Genomic DNA, 21713 nt, shown 5'->3' with positions numbered 1-21713 from the left:
GCCGACCAGACTTCCCGGCACACCTGCGGGTAACCCTACCCCCGGGTGAGCACCGCCACACACTCGACGTGATGGGTGAGGGGGAACGAATCGAACACCCGCAGGTTCTCGACCTGGTAGCCACCCTCTCGATAGAGGCCGACGTCGCGCGCGAAAGAAGCTGCCTCACAGCCGATGTGGATGATCCGGGGCACCTCGGCTGCGGCCAGCGCGGCGATCACGTCGCGCCCCGCCCCGGTCCGCGGCGGGTCCAGTACGGCGACGTCGGCGGGGACGGACTGCCCGGCCAGCGCACGGCGCACCGAATCCGTGACCACTCTGACGGTGTCGAGGTCGCCGAGTGCGGCACGCGCGGCGCGCGCCGCTCCACGCGATGTGTCGACGGTGAGCACGCGACCGCTCTCCCCCACCGCGTCCGCCAACGCTGCCGCGAACACCCCCGCACCGCCGTAGAGATCCCACGCGGTCATTCCCGGCTCGAGTTGCGCCCATTCGGCCACCAACGCGCTGTAGAGCGCCGGCGCGTCCCGGTGCGCCTGCCAGAAGGCGGTCACCGGCACGCGCCATGTCCGCCCGGCAACCCGCTGGACTCCTTCGTAATCACCTTCTCGCACTTGGGTTTTCTGGCCTTTGACCGCCACGACGACGTGTCGGCGCCCGTCGTCGTCGACGGCGACGTGCACCGCGGCACCGGGAGGCCACCGCTGCTCCGCCACGCCGGACAGCAGCGTGTCGGGCACCTGCGCACAGTCGAGTCGGTGCACGAGATCGGCGCTGTGGTACCGGTGGAACCCGGCCCGCCCGTCGTCCGACACAGCGAGGCGCACCCGAGTGCGCCAGCCGGTGTGACCGGCGTCCCCGACCGCCTCCGCAGCCGCCTCGTCCTCAGCACACCAGTGATAATTGCCCAGCCGCGCAAGCTGATTGGCGACGACGGCACCCTTGAGACGACGCGCAGCCGCAGGCTCGACGAATGCCAGATCGCAGCATCCCGATCCGCCCACACCCGCGATGGGGCACCAGGAGTCGACGCGATCCGGCGACGGCTCGATCACCTCCACCGCCTCGGCGTTCCAGAACTTCTCCCGCGTCGACGACGCGCCGACCAGACGCGCCCGCACCGTCTCTCCGGGCAGCGCGTGGCGCACGAACACCACCCGGCCGTCGTGGCGGGCGACGACACTGCCACCGTTGGCGGGGCGACCCGTGGTCAGGATCAACTCTGCCGGCGAGTCTGCGCTCAATCGAGGAATCCCTTGCGCGCGTCGCCCGGAGCCGACTGCGGCGCAAGCTTTTTCAGCCGTTCCGACGACGACAGCTGCCACGGCACCGACGTCACCATCACGTTGGGCTCGAACAGCAGCCTGCCCTTGAGCCGCAGAGCGCTCTGGTTGTGCAGCACCTGCTCCCACCAGTGACCGACCACGTACTCGGGGATGAACACGGTCACCACCGTGCGCGGCGACTCCCGGCTGACTCGCTTGACGTAATCGAGGACGGGCCGGGTGATCTCGCGGTAGGGCGAGGCGATCACCTTCAGCGGCACACTGATGTCGCTGGACTCCCACTTGTGCACGAGTTCGCGGGTCTCCGCGTCGTCGACGCTGACGGTGATCGCTTCCAGCATGTCGGGACGGGTGGCACGCGCGTAGGCCAGCGCGCGCAACGTCGGCATGTGCACGTTGGACACCAGCACCACGGCGTGGTTGCGGCTGGGCAGCACGATGTCCTCCATCTCGGCGGCTCTGGCCTCGAGTTCACGGCTCACCGAGGCGTAGTGCTTGTGGATCAGCTTCATGATGAAGAACAGCGCAGCCATCGCGAGGATCGCGATCCACGCTCCGACCAGGAATTTGGTGAGCACGACGATGATTAGCACCGTTCCGGTGCACAGGAAACCGATCGTGTTGATGATGCGTGAGCGCATCATCCGGGCCCGCGCGGACGAGTCGGTCTCGGTGCGCAGCAGCCGTGTCCAGTGCCGCACCATGCCGATCTGGCTGAGGGTGAACGACACGAACACCCCGACGATGTACAGCTGGATCAGAGCGGTCACCTGCGCCTGGAACGCCACGATGAACGCGATCGCGCCGAATGCCAGGAACAGGATGCCGTTGGAGAACGCCAACCGGTCACCGCGGGTGTGCAGCTGCCGCGGCAGGAATCGGTCCTGGGCCAGGATGGACCCCAGCACCGGGAACCCGTTGAAGGCGGTGTTCGCGGCCAGCACCAGGATCAGCGCGGTCACGCCCGCGATCAGGTAGAGGCCGATCGGGAAGTCGTGGAAGACGGCGTCGGCCAACTGGGCGATCAGCGTCTTCTGCTGGTAGTCCGGCGGCGCCCCGCCGAGCTGTTCCAGTGGGCGCTCGGCGATCTGCGCACCCGTGGCGCGCGCCAGCATGATGATGCCGATGAACAGGGTGATCGCGATGACGCCGAGCAGCAGCAGCGTGGTCGCGGCGTTGCGGGACTTGGGTTTCTGGAACGCCGGCACACCGTTGCTGATCGCCTCGACACCGGTCAGCGCCGCGCTGCCCGAGGAGAAGGCCCGCGCGATCAGGAACACCAGCGCGAACCCCAGGACATCGCCGTGCTCGGAGTGCATCTCGAAACCCGCCGACTCGGCACGTAAGTGATGGCCCAACACATAGATCTGGAAGAAGCCCCAGCCCAGCATCACGTACATACCGATCATGAAGGCGTAGGTCGGGATCGCGAACGCCGTGCCCGATTCTCGGATACCGCGCAGATTCAGCGAGGCCAGCACCAGGATCGCGATGACCGCGAACCACACCTTGTGCTGATCGACGAACGGTATCGCCGACCCGATGTTCGACATCGCCGACGACATCGACACCGCGACGGTGAGCACGTAGTCGACCAGCAGTGCGCTGGCGACCGTCAGACCCGCAGTGGGCCCGAGGTTGGTGGTCACCACCTCGTAGTCGCCACCGCCCGACGGATAGGCGTGCACGTTCTGCCGATAGCTGGCGATCACGATCAGCATGACCGCCGCGACCACCAGACCGATCCAGGGCGCCATCGAGTAGGCCGACAGCCCGGCGACCGAGAGCACCAGGAAGATCTCTTCGGGGGCGTAGGCGACCGAGGACAGCGCGTCAGAGGCGAACACCGGGAGCGCGATCCGTTTCGGCAGCAGCGTGTGCGCGAGCTTGTCACTGCGGAACGGCCGGCCCAGTACGAGCCGTCGGGCGGCCGTCGAAAGCTTGGACACGAGTGCCAAGACTAAAGCCCGACGGTCGCGAGGCGTTGCAAAGCGGTAGCGTTCCTCAGTGCGCGGGTGGTAACAGCCCTCGAAACCGCCACATTCGGCCCCGCCGGAAAGGACCCGCAGTGCGTGTAGTGGTGATGGGATGTGGCCGCGTCGGCGCGTCACTGTCCGACAGTCTGGCCAGGATCGGCCACGACGTCTCCGTCATCGACCGTGATGGCACGGCTTTCCACCGGTTGTCTTCCTCGTTCCCGGGCCAACGCGTGCTGGGGATGGGCTTCGACCGTGACGTGCTGATCCGGGCGGGCATCGAGGACGCTGCGGCATTCGCGGCGGTGTCCTCCGGCGACAACTCGAACATCATCTCCGCGCGTGTCGCCCGCGAGACCTTCGGCGTGCAACGGGTGGTGGCCCGCATCTACGACGCCAAGCGCGCCGCGGTCTACGAACGGTTGGGCATCCCGACCGTGGCGACCGTGCCGTGGACCACCGACCGGCTGCTCAACGTCCTGATCCGCGAGACCGAGACCACGAAGTGGCGCGACCCCAGCGGCAACGTCGGCGTCACCGAACTCGCGCTGCACGAGAGCTGGGCAGGACGACGCCTGACCGATCTGGAGGCCGCGACGTCGGGCCGGGTCGCGTTCATCATCCGCTTCGGGGCGGGCCTGCTGCCCGATCCCAAGACGGTGATCCAGGCGGGCGATCAGGTGTACCTGGCGGCGATCTCCGGCCACATCGCCGAGGCGCTGGCCATCGCGGCGCTGCCGCCGAGCGAGGAGGCCGACTCGTGAAAGTAGCGATTGCCGGGGCGGGCGCGGTCGGCCGGTCCATCGCCCGCGAGCTGGTGGAGTCCCACGACGTCACCCTGCTCGAGCGGGACTCCGATCACATCGACGTGGAGGCCATTCCGGCCGCGCACTGGCGGCTCGGTGACGCCTGCGAGCTGAGCCTGCTGGAGGCCGTCAAGCTCGAGGAGTTCGACGTGGTGATCGCCGCGACGGGCGACGACAAGGCGAACGTGGTGCTGAGCCTTCTGTCGAAGACCGAGTTCGCGGTGCCCCGGGTGGTGGCCCGCGTCAACGATCCGCGCAACGAGTGGCTGTTCGACGAATCCTGGGGCGTCGACGTCGCGGTGTCGACTCCGCGCATGCTGGCCTCACTGGTCGAGGAAGCCGTCTCGGTGGGTGACCTGGTGCGGCTGATGGAGTTCCGCAAGGGTCAGGCGAACCTGGTGGAGATCACGCTGCCCGACGACACACCGTGGGGCGGCAAGCCGGTCAAGCGCCTGGAGTTGCCACGCGACGCGACGCTGGTCACGATCCTGCGCGGCCCGCGGGTGATCGTGCCGGAACGGGACGAACCCCTCGAAGGCGGCGACGAGCTGCTGTTCGTGGCCGTGGCCGAGGTCGAGGACGAGCTGCGCGAACTGCTCCTGCGCCCCCAGCAGCGCTGAGCGCGCTCAGCGCTGCTCGGCCACGCTGTCAGCGCTGTCGCCGCTGTCGCCGCTGTCGGCCGGCTCCGGCCCCCGCACCGCACGGCGAGCCGCACGGATCGCTCCGTAGGTGACCAGGGCGGCGATCGCGGTCAGCGGCCATCCCATCGCGATCCGCGCCACTCCCAGCCAGCCGGTCTGATCTTCGTCGTAGAGGTGCTGCTGCACGAGGAAGCGAGCCGCGAACACCGCCACCCAGACCAGGGTGGCCACGTCGAACGCGTACACCGCGCGCCGCACGTCGCGCCAACCGCGATCCTGCGTCTGCACCCAACCCCAGATGTAGCCGACGATGGGCCGACGGATCACCACGGAGACGGCGAACACCACAGCCCATAGCAGTGAGGTCCAGATGCCCAGCAAGAAATAACCTTTGGACGCGCCCACCAGATAGGCGATCAGCGCACTGATACCGACGCCGAAGAAGCCGGAGATCGCCGGCTGCACGGAGTCCTTGCGGATCAGCCGCCAGATGAGGATCAGTGTCGCGACTCCAAGCGCAGCGCCGATGGCGGGCAGGAGCCCGAAGGCCGTCGACACCGGGACGAACACCAGGACTGGCAGCGACGAGTAGATCAGGCCGCTGATGCCGCCCATCTGCTCCAGGACGGCAGCGCCGCGCGCCGGTGTGCTCTCTGGTGTGACCTCGGTGCCCGGTTCGTCGCCGGGTGCGCTCACTTCTGGATCTCGTAGTGGGGGTTGTAGATCGCCTTGGCGCCGTTGTCGAGCTTCCCGACCCGGCCGTGCACCTTCAGGGTGCGACCCTGCTCGATACCGGGGATGCGGCGCTGGCCCAGCCAGACGAGCACCACCGAGTCGGTGCCGTCGAACAATTCGGCCTTCACCCCGCCGGAGCATCCCTTGCCGTTGCATTCGACGCTGCGCAGCGTCCCGATCATGGTCACCTCTTGACCGCGCTGGCAGTCGATCGCCTTCTGCGCCCCGGTGCTCTCCACGTCGTCGCTGAGTTCCTCGACGTCGAGCTGCTCAGGGTCTTCGGTCAACCGACGGGTGAGCCGTCGCAGGTAACCCTCGGCCGTGGCCATGGCTTCTCCTGACCTCTAACACGTTGTGCTGGTGGTACTCCAACCGAACGCCACGGTAGACCTGTTGGTTCCCAGATGCGAACGCCGCGGCGGGGCCGCGAGTGAGCGAATTCCACGACGAGGCACGATCGAAACATGACGGTCGATCTGCACGGTGTCACGACTGTGCTCCTGCCCGGCACCGGCTCCGACGACGACTTCGTCCACCGAGCGTTCGCGCCGGCATTGCACCAGCTCAGCGCGGTGGTGGTGACCCCCGCGCCGCAACCGCATCGGCTCATCGACGGCTATCTCGACGCCCTCGCCGATGCCGCCCGCGCCACCGCGGCCCCGATCGCGGTGGGTGGGGTGTCGATCGGCGCCGCCGTCGCCGCGGCGTGGGCTCTGTCACACCCGCAGAATGTCGTCGCGGTGCTCGCGGCGCTGCCGGCGTGGACCGGTGAGCCCCACACCGCGCCCGCCGCCCAGGCCGCACGGGCATCGGCGGCGCTGCTGCGCCGCGACGGGTTGACGCCGACCACCACGGCGATGCAGGCGTCGAGCCCGGCATGGCTGGCCGAGGAGCTCACCCGGTCGTGGACCGCGCAGTGGCCGGCCCTCCCGGACGCCATGGACGCGGCCGCCCGCTACGTCGCACCCACCGTCGGCGAATTCGAGGGGCTCGGCGCGCCGATGGGAGTGGTGTCGGCGACCGACGACGCGGTCCATCCGTTGCAGGTCGGACTCGAGTGGGTGGCCGCCGCGCCCCGTGCGGCGCTGCGCACGGTCACGCTGGCCGACATCGGTGCCGACCCGGCGACATTGGGCGCGGCGTGCGTCGCCGCGCTGGCGGCGGCGCAGCGCGACGACTAACCGCCGGTGATGGTGCGCAGCTGCTGCATCGCCGAACCCTGCGCGGCGCGACGCGCCCCGTCGGTGGGCGGCTGCGGCGGCTCGGGCTGCTGCTCCTGTTGTTCGGGTGCGGCCTGCGCCTGCTGCGCGGCGGCAGCCTGCTCGGTGGCAGCCCGCAGTTGCTCGGCCATCAGCTCGGGCAGCGCGACCGGAAGAGGAGTGCGTACCGGCAGCGGGGTGTCGCCGCGGCGGACCACGGTGTCGGCGAGCGCTTCGCGGGCCTGGTCGACCAGTGCGCGGATGCTCTCCTCCGGGCCGTTGACCACGCAGCGGATCATCCAGCGATAGCCGTCGACGCCGATGAAGCGGACGACGGCGGGACCGCCCGAGCCCACCACTTCGCGGCCCCACGGACCGTCCTCGATGCTGACCTTGGGGACGTCCTTGCGTAGCGACTCAGCCAGCTCAGAGGCCACTTCACGCCACAGGCCGGTCGATTTCGGCGCGGCATAGGCAGCGACGGTGAATCGGCCGTGCGGCGTCACCACCCAGACCGCGCTGGGCACGCCGGTCTCGTTGATCTCGACCTGTACCTGGCCCGCCTCGGGCATCGGGATCAGCACCGAGCCCAGGTCCAGCCGTGCGATGGCCGCCTGCTCGGGATCGTCGAAATCGTCGATGTCGAACGGGCCTTCGAGTTCCTCGTCGGCTTCCACTGCTACCACCTCAGCGCTTGTCGGTACGTCTCTGCGGCCATCGTCACAGACTGGCATGCCCGCCGGAAGATCCGTGGCCACCCGAGCCGCGGGTCGTGTCGGCCAATCCCGCCTCGTCGAAGGAGTCGACCTCCACCAGCTCGGGTAACTCCACCCGCTGCACCAGCAGCTGGGCGATCCGGTCACCTCGGTGCACGACGATGGGGGCTCGCGGATCGAGGTTGATCAGCGACACCTTGATCTCGCCGCGATACCCGGCGTCGATCGTCCCCGGGCTGTTCACGATCGAAAGACCAACGCGCGCAGCCAATCCCGACCGCGGGTGAATCAGCCCGACCATGCCGTGCGGTATCGCGACGGCAATCCCGGTGCCGACCAACGCCCGCTCCCCCGGGGCCAGCTCGACGTCGACGGCACTGAACAGGTCGACGCCGGCGTCCCCGTCATGGGCCCGCTCGGGCATCGGCAGTTCCGGATCCAGGCGAACGACCGGCAGGGAGGTGGGCACGGCGTCAGAGATTACTCTTGGCCGCGTGTCCGACACGCACACCACCGCCCGCAGCGTTCGCTACCGCGAACGGCTCTGGGTGCCGTGGTGGTGGTGGCTGCCTGGCCTGGGGCTCGCCGCCCTGATCGCGCTCGAGATCAATCAGGGCGTCCCGGCGCTGCCGCTGTGGCTGCCCTATGCGCTACTGCTTCCCGTCGCCGCCGTCGCCTTGCTGTGGCTCGGCCGGATGGAGGTGTCGGTCGTGGACCCCGGGACGGGCAACGCCGAACTGTGGGTGGGCCGGGCACACCTTCCCGCCTCGGTGATCACCCGCTCGGCGACGGTGCCCAAATCAGCGAAATCGGCGGCGCTGGGCCGACAACTCGACCCGGCCGCCTACGTCGTCCACCGCGCATGGGTGGGTCCGCTGGTGCTGCTCGTGCTCGACGACCCCGACGACCCGACGCCGTACTGGCTCGTCAGCGCTCGCCACCCCGACAGGGTGCTCGCCGCGCTGAACTCCTAGGCCGCGCTGAACTCCTAGGCCGCACCTTCTGGCCCCACTCCTCAACGCGGCTCGTCCCTCGCCGCTTGATCGTCGTCAGGCCGCGCAGTCCGAGCAGATCATCACGCCGTTCTTCTCACTGGCCAACCGGCTGCGGTGATGCACCAGGAAGCAGCTCGAACACGTGAACTCGTCCGCCTGCTTCGGGATCACCCGCACAGACAGTTCCTCGCCCGACAGATCGGCGCCAGGCAGTTCGAACGATTCGGCGGTCTCGGATTCGTCGACGTCGACGACAGCAGACTGAGCTTCGTTGCGGCGTGCCTTCAGTTCCTCGAGGGAATCCTCGGAAACATCGTCGGTCTCTGTGCGCCGTGGGGCGTCGTAATCGGTAGCCATGGCCTATCCCCTCCGTGAAGCTCGTTGCAGCGTTGGTTTTGTACCAGCGTCGAACGCTTCCACCAAATGATTCGTGCCCGGAATGACCCCTGATCTAATGTGATTTGCGTCACATCGACGGCGGTCGTCCTGTCGGTGCCGGTCGGAAGGCCGCGCCAACGGCCTCTAGAGTCTGTGCCGTGGTCGCGCAAATCACCGAGGGCACCGCGTTCGACAAGCACGGGCGCCCGTTCCGGCGGCGGAACTTCCTGCCGGGAGCCTTGATGTTCGCAGCACTCGCCGTGGCCGCGCTACTGGTCTGGGTGATCGCGCTGTCCCAACCGCCGGAGGTGCGGGAAGTGGCGGTGTGCAACCGCCCGCCCGCCCCCGCCGACCCCAACGCGCCCACTCCCACGCTCGGGGAGCAGGTGTCCCGCTCGACGATGACGGACGTCACGCCCGCCAAACTCGCCGACACACGGATCAAGGTCCTCAACGCGAGCGGTCAGGGCGGTCAGGCGGCCGAAGTGGCCGGCGCCCTGCGTGATCTCGGCTTCACCGAACCAGAGGCCGCCAACGACCCCGTCTACGCCAACGGCCGCCTGCAGTGCCAGGGCCAGATCCGGTTCGGCCCCGCCGGCCGTGCCGCCGCGGCGTCGGTGTGGCTGGTCGCGCCGTGCACCGAGCTGTTCCAGGATCAGCGCCAGGACGACACCGTCGACCTGGCGATCGGAACCGACTTCACCGAGCTCGCCCACAGCGACGACATCGACGCGGTGCTCGCCAGCCTCATGCCCGACGCCACCGCTCCCGCGGATCCGTCGCTGCTGACCAAGATCCACACCCAGACCTGCTGACCTCAGCGGTCCCCGTCGCCGTCGAGGTCCACTCCACAGCGGCGCAGGACGTCGTCGAACTCACCGGCCACCCCGGGTGCGGCCGCCACCATCAGTCCGGCACCCGCCCCCGTCGGCGCCCGCACCACCGCGCCCGCCTCCGCGGCGATCAATCCCCCGGCCGCCCAGTCCCACAGGTGCACGCCGTCTTCGAAGTAGGCATCGAGCCGGCCCGCGGCCACCATGCACAGGTCCAGGGCGCAGGAGCCGATCCGCCGCAGGTCCCGGATCTCGGGCAGCAGCGCGGCCACCACGGCACCTTGGCGCCGGCGATCCTCGGGCTGATACGAGAACCCGGTGCCCACCAGCGCCATCGGCAACGACGACACCCCACTGCAATGCAGCCGCGTCGTCTGCCCCGCCCGCACCACCCACGCTCCGTGGCCCGCCGCGGCGGCGTAGACGGCGCCGTGGGCGACGTCGGCGACTGCTCCAGCGACCGACACCCCACCGCGTTGCACACCGATCGACACCGCGAATGCCTCGATGCCGTAGACGAAGTTCACGGTGCCGTCGATCGGGTCGAGCACCCACGTGAGGCGATCATCCTGCCTGCCGTCGGGTCCCCCCTCTTCCTCCCCCAGGATCGGTTCACCCGGGCGCAGCTGTGCCAGCCGCTCCCGCAACAGACGCTCGGTCTCGGTGTCGACGATGGTGACCGGGTCGGTGGGCGTGCTCTTGGACCGGATCGCGGCATCTGCGTCGGCCTGACTGGCCTGGTCGAACACCTCGGCGCGGCGCCGCAGGACGAACGCCGCGGCTTCTTCGGCGAGCTGCTGGGCGACTGCTGCTACGGCCAATGGCTCGGTGTCGATTTCGCTCACACCGACCATCGCAGCACACCGGCGCGCGCGACGGCGGCTCGGGATGGGCGAGTGCCGCCCACCGCGATTGGCCAGCCGATAGGGTGGGCAGCACCGTGGCCGCCCACCTGCGCAGAGGAGCTTGCATGACTGCCACCGACTCACCTGCCGTCGCATCCGAAAGCGGCTCGCAGCGCCGCGGATTGGGCATCGATGTCGGCGGAAGCGGCGTCAAGGGCGGCATCGTCGACCTCGAGACCGGGACCTTGATCGGTGAGCGCTTCAAGCTGCTCACCCCGCAGCCGGCCACCCCGGACGCCGTCGCCGCCACCATCGCCGAGGTGGTCAAGCACTTCAACTGGGAGGGGTCGCTGGGTGTCACCTATCCCGGCGTGGTGTCCGACGGGATCGTGCGGACCGCGGCCAACGTCGACAAGTCCTGGATCGGCGCCAATGCGCGCGAGGTGATCAGCGGGGCGCTGGGCGGTCAGCCGGTGACGGTGCTCAACGACGCCGATGCCGCCGGGCTCGCCGAGGAGAAGTTCGGGGCCGGTCGCGGCCACACCGGGGTGATCGTGCTGCTGACGTTCGGCACCGGGATCGGTTCAGCGGTGATCCACAACGGCGCGCTGCTGCCGAACACCGAATTCGGACACCTGGAGGTGGGCGGCAAGGAAGCCGAGCACCGCGCCGCGAGCTCGGTCAAGGAGCGCAAGGACTGGAGCTACGAACGCTGGACCAAGGAGGTCACCACAGTGTTGGTGGCCATCGAGAACGCGATCTGGCCGGACCTCTTCATCGCCGGCGGCGGCATCAGCCGCAAGGCGGACAAGTGGATCCCGCTGCTGGAGAACCGCACCCCCGTGGTCGCCGCGGCGCTGCAGAACAGCGCAGGGATCGTCGGCGCCGCGATGGCCGCCGAGGTCGACGTCACGGCTACTCACAAGTAACCAGCGCGGCGCGCGCGTCAAATTTGCCGCTCGGCACGGTGCGCACCCACACTGTCGTTACAATGGTCGACGGCGGCCGCCTACACCGAGAGCGGCGGAGCATCCTCACTAGAGATCGTCGCCGACATTCGACATAGCCGACACTTTTCGGTTGCGCATCCGCGCGCGCCGAAACCCGCACGATTGGAAGGGTGTACGTGGCAGCGATCAAGGCAAGCCCGGCGACCGATGAGCCGGTGAAGCGCACCGCCGCCAAGACTCCCGCGAAGAAGGCGCCCGCGAAGAAAGCGGTCAAGAGCACGCCGGCCAAGGCCGCCAAGCGCACGGCCAAGGCCGCCGACGCTCCCGCCGGACGCGGTCGAGCCAAGAAGGCGGGCGACGCCGCCGACACGGATCTGAACGCCGAGGAGCTGGACTCCAACGACGACCTCGACGCCGAGCCCGGCGAGGACATCGACGTCGAGGACGGCGACCTCGAACTCGACGACATCGACGTCGACGAGGACAGCGCCGGCGACGACGCCGAGGACAGCGACGACAGCGATGACGAGGGCGAGACCCCCGCGGCCGCCACTGAGGCCCCAGCGGCAGCCGGCAAGGCCGCCGCTGCAGGCAAGGACGGCGCCGACGACGACATCGCCGAGCCGTCCGAGAAGGACAAGGCGTCCGGCGACTTCGTCTGGGACGAAGAAGAATCCGAGGCGCTTCGGCAGGCCCGCAAGGACGCGGAGCTCACCGCCTCCGCCGACTCGGTGCGCGCCTATCTCAAGCAGATCGGCAAGGTGGCGCTGCTCAACGCCGAGGAAGAGGTCGAGCTGGCCAAGCGCATCGAGGCCGGCCTGTACGCCACGCAGCTGATGGCGGAGCTCACCGAGAAGGGCGAGAAGCTTCCCGCCGCGCAGCGCCGCGACATGATGTGGATCTGCCGCGACGGCGATCGGGCGAAGAATCACCTGCTGGAAGCCAACCTGCGTCTCGTCGTGTCGCTGGCCAAGCGCTACACCGGCCGCGGCATGGCGTTCCTCGACCTGATCCAGGAGGGCAACCTCGGCCTGATCCGCGCGGTCGAGAAGTTCGACTACACCAAGGGTTACAAGTTCTCGACCTACGCCACCTGGTGGATCCGGCAGGCGATCACGCGCGCGATGGCCGATCAGGCACGCACCATCCGCATCCCCGTGCACATGGTCGAGGTCATCAACAAGCTCGGCCGCATCCAGCGCGAGTTGCTGCAGGACCTGGGTCGTGAGCCCACTCCTGAAGAGCTCGCCAAGGAAATGGACATCACGCCGGAGAAGGTGCTGGAGATCCAGCAGTACGCGCGTGAGCCCATTTCGCTCGATCAGACCATCGGCGACGAGGGCGACAGCCAGCTCGGCGACTTCATCGAAGACAGCGAGGCTGTCGTGGCCGTGGACGCGGTGTCGTTCACGCTGCTGCAGGACCAGCTCCAGTCGGTGCTCGAGACGCTCTCGGAGCGCGAGGCCGGTGTGGTGCGGTTGCGTTTCGGGCTCACCGACGGCCAGCCGCGCACTCTCGACGAGATCGGCCAGGTGTACGGGGTCACCCGCGAGCGCATTCGGCAGATCGAGAGCAAGACGATGTCGAAGTTGCGCCACCCCAGCCGCTCGCAGGTTCTGCGCGACTACCTGGACTAGTTCGCGCCAAGCGTCGTCCAAGGATTGTTCAAGGCGGTCCGCTTACGGTCTACGACCATGGGACGAACTCTTCCGCCGGTGGCGGTGATCCGGGCTGTCGATCGGGTGCGTGCGACGTTGGCGCAGTGGCACCGTCGCACCGCCCCGGGAAACGTGGCACTGCTCGAACTCGCCACGGGGGCGTGGACCACGCAGGTGCTCTACGTTGCGGCGAAGCTGGGTATCGCCGACGAATTGGCCGGCGGCCCGCGGCATTTCGCCGATGTCGCGAAGGCGGTGGGAGCACATCCCGATGCCGTGCACCGGCTCATGCGCGCGCTGACCAGTCGCGGCGCACTGCGCGAGCGCCGCGACGGACGCTTCGCGCTGACGGCGGTGGGTCAGGCGCTGCGCGCCGACACTCCCGCATCGATGCGCGACATGGTGCTGTTCATCGGACACCCCGCGCGATGGGCGGACTGGGGCAGCCTGGACTACTCGGTGCGCACCGGCGAGCCGGCCGCCGACATGCTGCGCGGGATGCCGTTCTTCGACTATCTCGACACCGATCCCGAGTTCGCCGAGGTGTTCAACAACGCGATGACCGCCGCCAGCGGACTGTCGAATGAGGTTGCGCTGCAAGCGTATGACTTCAGCGGCTGCCGGCTCGCCGTCGATGTCGGCGGGGGCCACGGGGCGGTACTGGCGACCATTCTGCAGAGTGCGCCGCAGGCGCGCGGAGTGCTGTTCGATCTCCCCGCAGTGGTCGAGGGGGCGGGGCGGGTCTTCGACGCCGCCGGGGTGGCAGGGCGCGCGAGCGTCGAGAGCGGATCGTTTCTCGACAGCGTGCCCGCCGGCGCCGACCTCTACGTGATGAAGAACGTCATCCACGACTGGGACGACGAGCACTCCCTCACGATTCTGCGCAACATCCGGACCGGCATCGACGCCGACGGCAGGCTCGTACTGTTGGAAATGGTGCTGCCCGAGCGCGCGACCTCGTTCATCGGCCACATGCTGGACCTCGAGATGCTGCTGATGCTGCACGGTCGGGAACGCACCCGATCCGAGTACTCAGAGTTGCTGCGCCAGGCCGGTTTTCGACTGACGAAAGTGATCCCGACAGTCAGTCCGCTGTCGGTGATCGAGGCGGTGCCCGCTTAATCCGCGCGGTTACCCGCCCCGCCTGCGCCGCCGCTGCCGCCGGCACCGCCGGACGTACCACTTCCGGCACTTCCGGCGCTGCCCGACGAACCGGCCCCGCCGGCGTTGTCACCGCGGGAACCACCGCTGCCGCCGCGGCCACCGACACCGCCCGCGCCTCCGCCGCCGGTCGATCCGCCGGCGCCGTCGCTGCCGGCAGAGTTCTGTTCCTCGCTACCCGCGCCGCCGCGTCCCCCGGCTCCGCCGGTGCCCCCGGCACCACCGGTTCCGCCACGGCCGCCCGCACCGCCGTCGCCGCCGTCACCGTCGGTCACGGTGCCGCGCACCGGATCGGACACGTCGACCCCGCCGTCGCCGCCGTCTCCTCCGATTCCGCCCGCCGCGCCGGTGCCACCTCGACCGCCAGAACCACCGGCTCCGCCGGCACCACCGGTGCCCGTGAGCCGGCCCGCGCGACCGCCGGCGCCTCCTGCTCCTCCTGACGCACCCGTGCCGCCCGTCGCACCGGTACCGCCGGCCCCGCCGTTGCCGCCCGCACCGCCGAAGCCGACCGTGGAGCCGATGTCGACGTTGCCACCGTCGCCGCCGTCGCCACCCCGCGCGCCGGTGCCGCCCACGCCGCCGTTACCGCCCCGGCCACCGAACGCGGCTGCGCCGGGCGCGACCTGCTGGGCCAGCCCTGCGCTTCCGCCGTCGCCGCCCATGCCGCCGCCGGCGCCATTGCCGCCGTCTCCGCCGTTACCGCTGATCGTGAACAGGTGACGACCGAAAAGTCCGCGGGCGCCCTGGCCGGTGCCACCCTGGCCGCCGGACTGGTTGCTGCCCGCGGCTCCGTCGCCGCCGCGACCACCCGTGGCGCCGGTGATGGCTCCGTCGACGACGGCACCGGCGAACGGCGACCCGGAGGTACCCAGATAGCTGGGGTTGCCAGTGGCGGCACGACCGACGGGAGCCGGATTGTCGCCGTCGAGGCCCACCCCGCCCTTGCCGCCGTTTCCGCCATTGCCACCGTTGCCGTAGAGGCGTCCGGCCGCACCGCCGGCGCCACCCTTTCCGCCGGCCATGCCCGGTCCGCCGTCTGCGCCGTTGCCGCCGTCACCACCGTTTCCGGTGTCGGCGAAGCGCCCGGCGTTCCCACCGGCACCGCCGTCCTGGCCGGGAGAAGTGCCGTCTCCCCCGCGGCCGCCGTTTCCGCCAAGAAGTCCGCCGTTGCCACCTTTGCCACCGTTGGCGCCGTCGCCGCCGTCTCCCCAGAGAAGACCGCCATTGCGTCCGTTGCAGGCGGCGCCTGTGCAGTCCAGCGGCGCGTCGGCGCCATCGCCGATCAGCCAGCCGCCAGGGCCGACCATCGTCGGCCTCGGGGTCGCCGACGTGCGGGTGGTCGATGCCACAGCTGCGTCCCGACGATCCGATCCCGCCCAACCGAACAGCCAGAGTTGTTCACTGCCAGCACCTTCGGGCGACAGCGCGCTTTCCGTCGAGGTCAGCACGACATCCAGACGCGGAGGTGCGCCGTGGCCGGGCGACAGGCTCAAGACGACGCCGATGCCCATCATGGCCGCGCCACCAGTGCCGGCTGCCAGCCATTGACCGACAGTCGTCCGCCCGCCCGTTTTCTTCGTCCCGTACCCCTCGTTGGGCATGCGCGATCCCCCCGCCGCTTTGCTTGTGAATTGCTGAGATCTAACCGGCAAATCCGCGCGAGAGTCAATAGGCGCGCCGGGTCATGTCGGCGCATATGGTCTGCGGCGTGCACCATCGCGTCACCGTGTCCTCAGGCTCCCCGTTCGAAGACCGCGTTGGCTACTCCCGCGCGGTGCGGGTCGGGCCGTTCGTCGCAGTCGCCGGCACCACTGCACCCGGCCCGACCGCGAGCGCTCAGACCAGAGAAGCGCTGCGGCGCATCGCCGCCGCACTCGCCGAGGTGGGCGCGTCCCTGTCCGATGTCGTCCGGACTCGCATCTTCGTCACCGACATCGCGTCGTGGCCCGAGGTGGGCGCGGTGCACGCGGAGGTCTTCGGGGCGATCCGCCCCGCGGCGACCATGGTCGAGGTGTCGGCGCTGATCGATCCCGGTCTCGTCGTCGAGATCGAAGCCGACGCCTACGTCACCGGCGGGGACGAGGGCGGTAGCGGGGCGAACACCCCGTCCGGACCCGGGGCGTAGGGAGTGACGCGGATCACAGCCGCAACCGGCAGTTCTCCGTACAAATGTGGGAACTCCATGCCATCTGGATCAGTCGGAACCCCCGGCTCCCAGCGAACAGGAGATGTCAGGTGAGCCCCGTCGATGTGCAGCAGCACCAGGTCCGTGCGACCGGCGAAGAGCCGGTTCGCGGGCAGATGGACCTGCTCGGGCGTGGACAGGTGCACGAACCCCACATCGGTCAACGACGAGGGCCGGTGCGCTGCGCACCTCATCGCAGCCGTCCACTCGTCAGAAGTGCACAGGTGCACATAGTCCGCGACGCGTGCCGAACTCGACATACCAGCCGCCTTTCCGAGCCGTCAATCGGACGGCCGTGAGACACGACACACCCGTAAACCCCCGGGGAACAAGGCCGAAACCCCGAGCGTCTGACACAGTAGAACTACGTCGCTACACCCTATGGAGGTGCCATGACCGCAACGCTCACCAGTCCGGAATTGACCAGGGCTGATCGCTGCGACCGGTGTGGAGCGGCGGCCAAGGTGCGTGCCAAGCTCCCGTCAGGTGCCGAGCTGCTGTTCTGCCAACACCACGCCAACGAGCACGAAGCCAAGCTCGTCGCGTTGGCCGCGGTGCTCGAAGTGAGCCCGGTGGAGTCGTAGCCCGAAATTCGGCATGCTGGGCTGGTCATGAGTGACCAGTCTTCGCGCTCGGGTGACCGACCGCCTCGCGCCACCCCGTCTCGTCATCACGTCAGGCAGATCTCGCTCAGAGCCCTGTCGAAGAGTTGGGACGATTCGATTTTCTCCGAATCGGCTCAGGCTGCTTTCTGGTGCGCGCTGTCTCTGCCGCCATTGCTCCTCGGCATGCTGGGCAGTTTGGCCTATATCGCGCCACTGTTCGGTCCCGACACCCTGCCGGTGATCGAGAACCAGCTGATCAGCACTGCGGGACGGTTCTTCTCGCCCAACGTGGTCAGCGAGATCATCGAGCCGACGGTGCGCGACATCGTCAGGGGTGCCCGGGGCGAGGTCGTGTCGATCGGCTTCGTGATCTCGCTGTGGGCGGGGTCGTCGGCGGTTTCGGCATTCGTTGACTCGATCACCGAGGCGCACGATCAGACACCTCTGCGGCACCCCGTGCGGCAGAGGTTCTATGCGCTCGGGCTCTACGTCGTCATGCTGGTCGGCGCGATCGCCACGGCGCCGTTCCTGGCGCTCGGCCCCCGCAAGATCGCCGAGTTCATCCCCGACAGCTGGGACAACGTGCTGCGCTTCGGGTACTACCCGGTGCTGTTCGTGGCGATCACCGTGGGAGTCCTCGTCCTGTACCGGGTGTCCCTCCCCCGGCCGCTGCCCACGCATCGACTGATTCTGGGCTCCGTGCTGGCGACCACGGTGTTCCTCGTCGCCACCTGGGGTCTGCGGGTCTATCTGACCTGGATCACGAGCACCGGATACACCTACGGCGCGCTCGCCACGCCCATCGCGTTTCTTCTCTTCGCGTTCTTCCTCGGGTTCGCGATCATGATCGGGGCGGAACTCAACGCTGCGATCCAGGAGGAATGGCCCGCTCCGGCCACCCATGTCAACCGCGCACGTGAATGGCTGGAGGCGCGAACGGAAGCGGCGCGCGGCAATGGGGCCGTGCCGGCCGGCGCCCCCACGACGCCGGCGGTGCAGGACTCCGACGCCGCTACTTCTTGAGTTGTTCGTAGATGCGTTTGCAGTCCGGGCACACCGGCGATCCCGGCTTGGCCGAACGGGTCACGGGGAACACCTCACCGCACAGCGCGACCACATGCGTGCCCATGACCGCACTCTCGGCGATCTTGTCCTTCTTGACGTAGTGGAAGACCTTCGGGGCGTCGTCGTCGGTCCCGTCGTCGACGCGTTCGTCGGTATCGGGGCGTTCGATCGTCTGGGTTTGCATGACGCCATTCTGCCTGGGAATGAATCGGTAATAAATGCGGCAGGCATTGCTTGCTTCCGATGTGGAACAGTGGAGATATGAAACAAGGCCAAGAGCTGAGTTTCGACGACGAGGGCCAGCCCGTACTCATCACCAGGGCCGCCCCCGCCTACGAGGAACAGCACCGTCAGCGGGTCCGGAAGTACTTGGCATTGATGTCCTTCCGCATCCCGTCACTCATCCTTGCCGCGGTCGCCTACGGCATCTGGCACAACGGCCTCATCTCGTTGGCCATCGTCGTGGTGGCGATCCCGCTGCCGTGGATGGCCGTCCTGATCGCCAACGATCGGCCGCCGCGTCGCGCCGAGGAGCCGCGCCGCTACCAGAACCAGACGCGCATCCCGCTCTTCCCGACCGCGGAGCGGCCCGCACTCGATATCCGCCCTCCGCGCGCACCGCAACCGGATCCGGCCGATTCCGACGGCGACTTCCGCAGCTGAGCGCGTTCTTGCTCATTTCTCAGCACATTCTCAGGTCGTGCCCGAATAACCGCTGATCAGAAGGTGTGAAGCGGATCCATCGTGGGAACTCTGAGCGGGTCTGGGGCGTTGAAGCTCTTGAAAGTTCCACCCGATCAGGAGGCCGTCATGGCAAATGCCACCACCAGCCGCATGGACCAAGACCTCGACGCTCAGTCCCCCGCCGCCGACTTGGTGCGGGTGTATCTGAACGGGATCGGGAAGACGGCTCTACTCAACGCCGCCGACGAGGTCGAGCTGGCCAAGCGGATCGAGGCGGGGCTCTACGCGCAACACCTTCTCGCGACTCGTAAGCGGTTGGGCGAGAACCGTAAACGCGATCTCGCCGCAGTGGTTCGCGACGGCGAAGCTGCCCGACGTCACCTCTTGGAAGCCAACCTGCGGCTCGTGGTGTCGCTGGCCAAGCGCTACACCGGCCGAGGGATGCCGCTGCTCGACCTGATCCAGGAGGGCAACCTCGGGCTGATCCGCGCGATGGAGAAGTTCGACTACAGCAAGGGTTTCAAGTTCTCGACCTACGCCACCTGGTGGATCCGTCAGGCGATCACGCGCGGGATGGCCGACCAGAGCCGCACCATCCGCCTCCCCGTGCATCTGGTCGAGCAGGTCAACAAGCTCGCCCGCATCAAGCGCGAAATGCACCAGAATCTGGGCCGCGAGGCCACCGATGAAGAGTTGGCGGCCGAGTCCGGCATTCCGGTCGAGAAGATCAACGATCTCCTCGAGCACAGCCGGGATCCGGTGAGCCTCGACATGCCGGTCGGCAGCGACGAGGAAGCACCGCTGGGCGACTTCATCGAAGACGCCGAGGCGATGTCGGCGGAGAACGCCGTGATCTCCGAGCTGCTGCACACCGACATCCGGTACGTGCTGGCCACTCTCGACGAACGCGAACAGCAGGTGATCCGGCTGCGCTTCGGTCTCGACGACGGGCAGCCGCGCACGCTCGACCAGATCGGCAAGCTCTTCGGCCTGTCGCGCGAGCGGGTCCGCCAGATCGAGCGGGAAGTGATGGCCAAGCTGCGCAACGGCGAACGCGCGGACCGGCTCCGCTCGTACGCCAGCTGACCCTGTTCTGCCAGTGAGCCCGTCGGACCACCCGGCGGGCTCACTGCTGTGCGGCCCGGTGTGGCCCGGGTCGCTGCAGGAAGAGCCGCTATCGAATGCGGTGGCCGGTAGACTCGCCCCCGACGGAGGGCTACGCGAATGAACGATCTTGTCGACACCACCGAGATGTATCTGCGAACCATCTACGACCTCGAGGAAGAGGGCGTGGTACCGCTGCGCGCACGCATCGCCGAGCGCCTCGAGCAGAGCGGCCCCACCGTCAGCCAGACCGTGTCGCGGATGGAGCGCGACGGACTGCTCCGCGTCGCCGGCGACCGGCACCTCGAGCTGACCGACAAGGGCCGCGCACTGGCCGTGGCCGTGATGCGCAAACACCGCCTCGCCGAACGGCTCCTGGTCGATGTGATCGGTCTGCCCTGGGAAGAAGTGCATGCCGAAGCGTGCCGCTGGGAGCACGTCATGAGCGTGGACGTCGAGCGCCGGCTGGTGCAGGTCCTCGACAATCCGACGACGTCGCCCTTCGGAAACCCGATTCCGGGCCTGTCCGAGCTCGGCGTCGACAGCCTGCTGGACGAGACGCGCAACCTGGCCCGCCTGACCGAGATGCCCGCCGGCATGCCCGTCGCGGTGGTGGTGCGCCAGCTCACCGAGCATGTCCAGGGCGACGTCGATCTGATCGCTCGGCTCAAAGACGCCGGCGTCGTACCCAACGCGCGGGTGACTGTCGAGGTCAACGACCACGGTGGCGTGATGATCGTGATCCCGGGCCACGAGCAGGTCGAACTCCCCCACGAGATGGCGCACGCCGTCAAGGTCGAGAAGGTCTGACGCTCATCCGGCCCGCCGGCCGAACGTCTGGCGCGGAGGCAGCCGGACACCGAGCTGCGCGGCGAGCCGGTACCCCGTTCGCGCCAGCTCCCTGATCTGCTCCGGGCGCAGCCCCGACTGCAGAGCCTGATCGAGCATCCCGGCCATCCGGTGGAGCGGCTGGCAGCGCAGTGCGGCGTCCAGCGATATCCCGGCCAAGGGCCCGTCTCCGCGCGCGTATGCCGAGAAGGCCAGCAGGACAAGGGCTTCGACGCGCCACGGGGTGGGCAGCCGGCGTGACAGCTCGGCCCACAGCGCCTCGGCCATGCCGGCGCGGTCGCCGACGGCGAGCGCGTAGAGCGTGTCCCGCACCCGCGGATCGGTCAGCGACAGCGCCAACCGGCTGGCCTGCTCGTCGCGGACCGGGTCACCGCCCGCGAGTTGTTCGGCGCACTCCAGGGCATGCTCGATGTCGCTGCGTGCGCACGCACCCGCGCGCGCACCCTCGAGCGGTCCGGCCGCCTCGATCATCTGCGCGAGCACGGCGCTGTGCGCAGGGTCGGTGACGGCGACGACATCGAGCAGCTCGTCGCGACGGGCATAGAGCCGCCGGCCGTCCAGTACCGCCGCCGCAGCGACAGGCGACGCGCTCGGGTCCTCGACCGCGCCGGTCGCACCGCAGCCGTCCGCGCAGCTCCACCGCCCACCAACGGCCACGACGTCACAGACGTGCGCGGCGAGCAACTCGATGCCCCATCGCGCCGCCTCCACCGCCAGGTCGCTCGCCCATTCTCGATACAGGTCCTTGCACATGGGACAGCTGGCACCCTCGGCGTCGACGATCACCGCGATCACCGCCTCCGCGCCCGCTGCGGCCGCCAACTCGGCCAGGTGTGGCACGCACGTCTCCCGCGGCTCGGACAGATCGGCACGCATGACCGCGCCCATCTCGTCGTCGACGACGGTGACGAGCACGATCGATTTCTCGGGCACGAAGCCGAGCACGGCGGGCAGCGCCGCGATCAGTGCACCAGGCCGGTCGAGGGGTGCTTCGGGGTGTGGTGTTGAGGACATACCGCCAACCTGGCAACTGACTCCG

General features: G+C 68.8%; 26 protein-coding genes. 14 read left to right on the top strand and 12 right to left on the bottom strand.

The features are described from left to right. Positions 1–35: 35 nt before the first annotated feature. Together ACZ50N_RS10550 and ACZ50N_RS10545 are read right to left on the bottom strand one after the other, a co-directional pair. Complete coding sequence (locus ACZ50N_RS10550) at positions 36–1244, bottom strand: class I SAM-dependent RNA methyltransferase (protein ID WP_464475306.1); 1209 nt, start codon at positions 1242–1244, stop codon at positions 36–38. Then, positions 1241–3244: an APC family permease gene (locus ACZ50N_RS10545; RefSeq protein WP_198529310.1), complete on the bottom strand. Its 2004-nt coding sequence runs from the start codon at positions 3242–3244 to the stop codon at positions 1241–1243. Before ACZ50N_RS10545 ends, ACZ50N_RS10550 begins: the two co-directional genes overlap by 4 nt. A gap of 110 nt (positions 3245–3354) precedes the next feature. On the opposite strand from ACZ50N_RS10545, the gene ACZ50N_RS10540 reads away from it, so the two are divergent. Both ACZ50N_RS10540 and ACZ50N_RS10535 read left to right on the top strand, forming a co-directional pair. Then, positions 3355–4026 carry a potassium channel family protein gene (locus ACZ50N_RS10540; RefSeq protein ID WP_046366316.1) on the top strand — a complete coding sequence of 224 codons (672 nt, stop codon included), beginning with the start codon at positions 3355–3357 and terminating at the stop codon, positions 4024–4026. Continuing rightward, positions 4023–4688, top strand: a complete 666-nt coding sequence (locus ACZ50N_RS10535) for a potassium channel family protein (protein ID WP_046366315.1) — start codon at positions 4023–4025, stop codon at positions 4686–4688. The genes ACZ50N_RS10540 and ACZ50N_RS10535 overlap by 4 nt, the downstream gene beginning before the upstream one ends. A gap of 6 nt (positions 4689–4694) precedes the next feature. Here the strand turns inward: ACZ50N_RS10535 and ACZ50N_RS10530 are convergent, their stop codons facing one another. Both ACZ50N_RS10530 and ACZ50N_RS10525 read right to left on the bottom strand, forming a co-directional pair. Then, a complete protein-coding gene (locus ACZ50N_RS10530; protein ID WP_464475305.1) occupies positions 4695–5405 on the bottom strand; it encodes a DUF3159 domain-containing protein in 711 nt (236 codons plus the stop codon). Next, the gene (locus tag ACZ50N_RS10525; RefSeq protein ID WP_046366313.1) at positions 5402–5773 is read right to left on the bottom strand and encodes an OB-fold nucleic acid binding domain-containing protein; all 372 of its coding nucleotides are present in this window, start codon (positions 5771–5773) and stop codon (positions 5402–5404) included. Before ACZ50N_RS10525 ends, ACZ50N_RS10530 begins: the two co-directional genes overlap by 4 nt. Before the next feature lie 135 nt (positions 5774–5908). Here ACZ50N_RS10525 and ACZ50N_RS10520 point away from each other — a divergent pair, with 135 nt between their 5' ends. Further along, on the top strand, positions 5909–6625 hold the full coding sequence (locus ACZ50N_RS10520) for an alpha/beta hydrolase (RefSeq protein ID WP_464475304.1): 717 nt from the start codon (positions 5909–5911) through the stop codon (positions 6623–6625). On the opposite strand, the gene ACZ50N_RS10515 is transcribed toward ACZ50N_RS10520, so the two are convergent. Together ACZ50N_RS10515 and dut are read right to left on the bottom strand one after the other, a co-directional pair. Continuing rightward, positions 6622–7377 (bottom strand): DUF3710 domain-containing protein, encoded by a 756-nt coding sequence (locus tag ACZ50N_RS10515; protein ID WP_464475303.1) that lies wholly within the window; start codon positions 7375–7377, stop codon positions 6622–6624. The two genes, ACZ50N_RS10520 and ACZ50N_RS10515, sit on opposite strands and share 4 nt — an antisense overlap. After that, a complete protein-coding gene (gene dut / locus ACZ50N_RS10510) occupies positions 7364–7828 on the bottom strand; it encodes a dUTP diphosphatase (RefSeq protein ID WP_073684983.1) in 465 nt (154 codons plus the stop codon). The genes ACZ50N_RS10515 and dut overlap by 14 nt, the downstream gene beginning before the upstream one ends. Before the next feature lie 25 nt (positions 7829–7853). Here dut and ACZ50N_RS10505 point away from each other — a divergent pair, with 25 nt between their 5' ends. Next, complete coding sequence (locus tag ACZ50N_RS10505; protein ID WP_046366511.1) at positions 7854–8333, top strand: DUF3093 domain-containing protein; 480 nt, start codon at positions 7854–7856, stop codon at positions 8331–8333. A gap of 75 nt (positions 8334–8408) precedes the next feature. Here ACZ50N_RS10505 and ACZ50N_RS10500 read toward each other — a convergent pair whose 3' ends face one another. After that, positions 8409–8711 (bottom strand): DUF4193 domain-containing protein, encoded by a 303-nt coding sequence (locus ACZ50N_RS10500; protein ID WP_046366510.1) that lies wholly within the window; start codon positions 8709–8711, stop codon positions 8409–8411. A gap of 179 nt (positions 8712–8890) precedes the next feature. Between ACZ50N_RS10500 and cei the strand changes: the two genes are divergently transcribed. After that, positions 8891–9547 carry an envelope integrity protein Cei gene (gene cei, locus ACZ50N_RS10495; protein ID WP_046366509.1) on the top strand — a complete coding sequence of 219 codons (657 nt, stop codon included), beginning with the start codon at positions 8891–8893 and terminating at the stop codon, positions 9545–9547. Between the two features lie 2 nt (positions 9548–9549). Here the strand turns inward: cei and ACZ50N_RS10490 are convergent, their stop codons facing one another. Then, positions 9550–10410: an inositol monophosphatase family protein gene (locus ACZ50N_RS10490; RefSeq protein ID WP_205879296.1), complete on the bottom strand. Its 861-nt coding sequence runs from the start codon at positions 10408–10410 to the stop codon at positions 9550–9552. A 125-nt stretch (positions 10411–10535) separates the two neighbouring features. On the opposite strand from ACZ50N_RS10490, the gene ppgK reads away from it, so the two are divergent. The 3 genes from ppgK (at position 10536) to ACZ50N_RS10475 (ending at position 14140) form a co-directional block, all read left to right on the top strand. Then, positions 10536–11339: a polyphosphate--glucose phosphotransferase gene (gene ppgK / locus ACZ50N_RS10485; RefSeq protein WP_046366507.1), complete on the top strand. Its 804-nt coding sequence runs from the start codon at positions 10536–10538 to the stop codon at positions 11337–11339. A 197-nt stretch (positions 11340–11536) separates the two neighbouring features. Continuing rightward, on the top strand, positions 11537–12997 hold the full coding sequence (locus ACZ50N_RS10480) for an RNA polymerase sigma factor (protein ID WP_073684987.1): 1461 nt from the start codon (positions 11537–11539) through the stop codon (positions 12995–12997). 57 nt (positions 12998–13054) lie between these two features. Next, on the top strand, positions 13055–14140 hold the full coding sequence (locus tag ACZ50N_RS10475; RefSeq protein WP_464475302.1) for a methyltransferase: 1086 nt from the start codon (positions 13055–13057) through the stop codon (positions 14138–14140). On the opposite strand, the gene ACZ50N_RS10470 is transcribed toward ACZ50N_RS10475, so the two are convergent. Beyond that, positions 14137–15783, bottom strand: a complete 1647-nt coding sequence (locus ACZ50N_RS10470) for a hypothetical protein (protein ID WP_464475301.1) — start codon at positions 15781–15783, stop codon at positions 14137–14139. The genes ACZ50N_RS10475 and ACZ50N_RS10470 overlap by 4 nt on opposite strands. Before the next feature lie 107 nt (positions 15784–15890). On the opposite strand from ACZ50N_RS10470, the gene ACZ50N_RS10465 reads away from it, so the two are divergent. Further along, complete coding sequence (locus ACZ50N_RS10465) at positions 15891–16307, top strand: RidA family protein (RefSeq protein ID WP_413783424.1); 417 nt, start codon at positions 15891–15893, stop codon at positions 16305–16307. Here the strand turns inward: ACZ50N_RS10465 and ACZ50N_RS10460 are convergent. Next, complete coding sequence (locus ACZ50N_RS10460; protein WP_464475300.1) at positions 16244–16627, bottom strand: DUF952 domain-containing protein; 384 nt, start codon at positions 16625–16627, stop codon at positions 16244–16246. The genes ACZ50N_RS10465 and ACZ50N_RS10460 overlap by 64 nt on opposite strands. 132 nt (positions 16628–16759) lie before the next feature. On the opposite strand from ACZ50N_RS10460, the gene ACZ50N_RS10455 reads away from it, so the two are divergent. Together ACZ50N_RS10455 and ACZ50N_RS10450 are read left to right on the top strand one after the other, a co-directional pair. Next, on the top strand, positions 16760–16951 hold the full coding sequence (locus ACZ50N_RS10455; RefSeq protein ID WP_046365044.1) for a DUF7455 domain-containing protein: 192 nt from the start codon (positions 16760–16762) through the stop codon (positions 16949–16951). A 27-nt stretch (positions 16952–16978) separates the two neighbouring features. Then, on the top strand, positions 16979–17995 hold the full coding sequence (locus ACZ50N_RS10450) for a YihY/virulence factor BrkB family protein (protein WP_464475299.1): 1017 nt from the start codon (positions 16979–16981) through the stop codon (positions 17993–17995). Here ACZ50N_RS10450 and ACZ50N_RS10445 read toward each other — a convergent pair. Further along, on the bottom strand, positions 17985–18221 hold the full coding sequence (locus ACZ50N_RS10445) for a DUF3039 domain-containing protein (protein ID WP_046365042.1): 237 nt from the start codon (positions 18219–18221) through the stop codon (positions 17985–17987). The genes ACZ50N_RS10450 and ACZ50N_RS10445 overlap by 11 nt on opposite strands. A gap of 77 nt (positions 18222–18298) precedes the next feature. Here ACZ50N_RS10445 and ACZ50N_RS10440 point away from each other — a divergent pair, with 77 nt between their 5' ends. The 3 genes from ACZ50N_RS10440 (at position 18299) to ACZ50N_RS10430 (ending at position 20635) form a co-directional block, all read left to right on the top strand. After that, a complete protein-coding gene (locus ACZ50N_RS10440) occupies positions 18299–18700 on the top strand; it encodes a DUF3099 domain-containing protein (protein ID WP_111511094.1) in 402 nt (133 codons plus the stop codon). 147 nt (positions 18701–18847) lie between these two features. Further along, on the top strand, positions 18848–19807 hold the full coding sequence (gene sigB, locus ACZ50N_RS10435) for a sigma-70 family RNA polymerase sigma factor SigB (RefSeq protein ID WP_046365040.1): 960 nt from the start codon (positions 18848–18850) through the stop codon (positions 19805–19807). Positions 19808–19945: 138 nt separating this feature from the next. Beyond that, entirely contained in the window at positions 19946–20635 is a 690-nt protein-coding gene (locus ACZ50N_RS10430) for an iron-dependent transcriptional repressor DtxR (RefSeq protein WP_046365039.1), read from the top strand. Between the two features lie 3 nt (positions 20636–20638). On the opposite strand, the gene ACZ50N_RS10425 is transcribed toward ACZ50N_RS10430, so the two are convergent. After that, positions 20639–21688, bottom strand: a complete 1050-nt coding sequence (locus ACZ50N_RS10425; RefSeq protein WP_464475298.1) for a DUF4192 domain-containing protein — start codon at positions 21686–21688, stop codon at positions 20639–20641. Positions 21689–21713: the final 25 nt, after the last annotated feature.

Source organism: Mycolicibacterium obuense, assembly GCF_055397605.1.
This window is presented reverse-complemented; position numbering and strand designations above follow the sequence as displayed.

Coding starts and splice junctions, on each gene's coding strand:
- sigB (WP_046365040.1), top strand. CDS start 18,848: ATGGCAAATGCCACCACCAGCCGCATGGACCAAGACCTCGACGCTCAG.
- ACZ50N_RS10525 (WP_046366313.1), bottom strand. CDS start 5,773: ATGGCCACGGCCGAGGGTTACCTGCGACGGCTCACCCGTCGGTTGACC.
- ACZ50N_RS10440 (WP_111511094.1), top strand. CDS start 18,299: ATGAAACAAGGCCAAGAGCTGAGTTTCGACGACGAGGGCCAGCCCGTA.
- ACZ50N_RS10520 (WP_464475304.1), top strand. CDS start 5,909: ATGACGGTCGATCTGCACGGTGTCACGACTGTGCTCCTGCCCGGCACC.
- ACZ50N_RS10475 (WP_464475302.1), top strand. CDS start 13,055: ATGGGACGAACTCTTCCGCCGGTGGCGGTGATCCGGGCTGTCGATCGG.
- ACZ50N_RS10430 (WP_046365039.1), top strand. CDS start 19,946: ATGAACGATCTTGTCGACACCACCGAGATGTATCTGCGAACCATCTAC.
- ACZ50N_RS10425 (WP_464475298.1), bottom strand. CDS start 21,688: ATGTCCTCAACACCACACCCCGAAGCACCCCTCGACCGGCCTGGTGCA.
- ACZ50N_RS10500 (WP_046366510.1), bottom strand. CDS start 8,711: ATGGCTACCGATTACGACGCCCCACGGCGCACAGAGACCGACGATGTT.
- ACZ50N_RS10455 (WP_046365044.1), top strand. CDS start 16,760: ATGACCGCAACGCTCACCAGTCCGGAATTGACCAGGGCTGATCGCTGC.
- ppgK (WP_046366507.1), top strand. CDS start 10,536: ATGACTGCCACCGACTCACCTGCCGTCGCATCCGAAAGCGGCTCGCAG.
- ACZ50N_RS10445 (WP_046365042.1), bottom strand. CDS start 18,221: ATGCAAACCCAGACGATCGAACGCCCCGATACCGACGAACGCGTCGAC.
- ACZ50N_RS10515 (WP_464475303.1), bottom strand. CDS start 7,377: ATGCCAGTCTGTGACGATGGCCGCAGAGACGTACCGACAAGCGCTGAG.
- ACZ50N_RS10450 (WP_464475299.1), top strand. CDS start 16,979: ATGAGTGACCAGTCTTCGCGCTCGGGTGACCGACCGCCTCGCGCCACC.
- ACZ50N_RS10470 (WP_464475301.1), bottom strand. CDS start 15,783: ATGCCCAACGAGGGGTACGGGACGAAGAAAACGGGCGGGCGGACGACT.
- ACZ50N_RS10460 (WP_464475300.1), bottom strand. CDS start 16,627: ATGTCGAGTTCGGCACGCGTCGCGGACTATGTGCACCTGTGCACTTCT.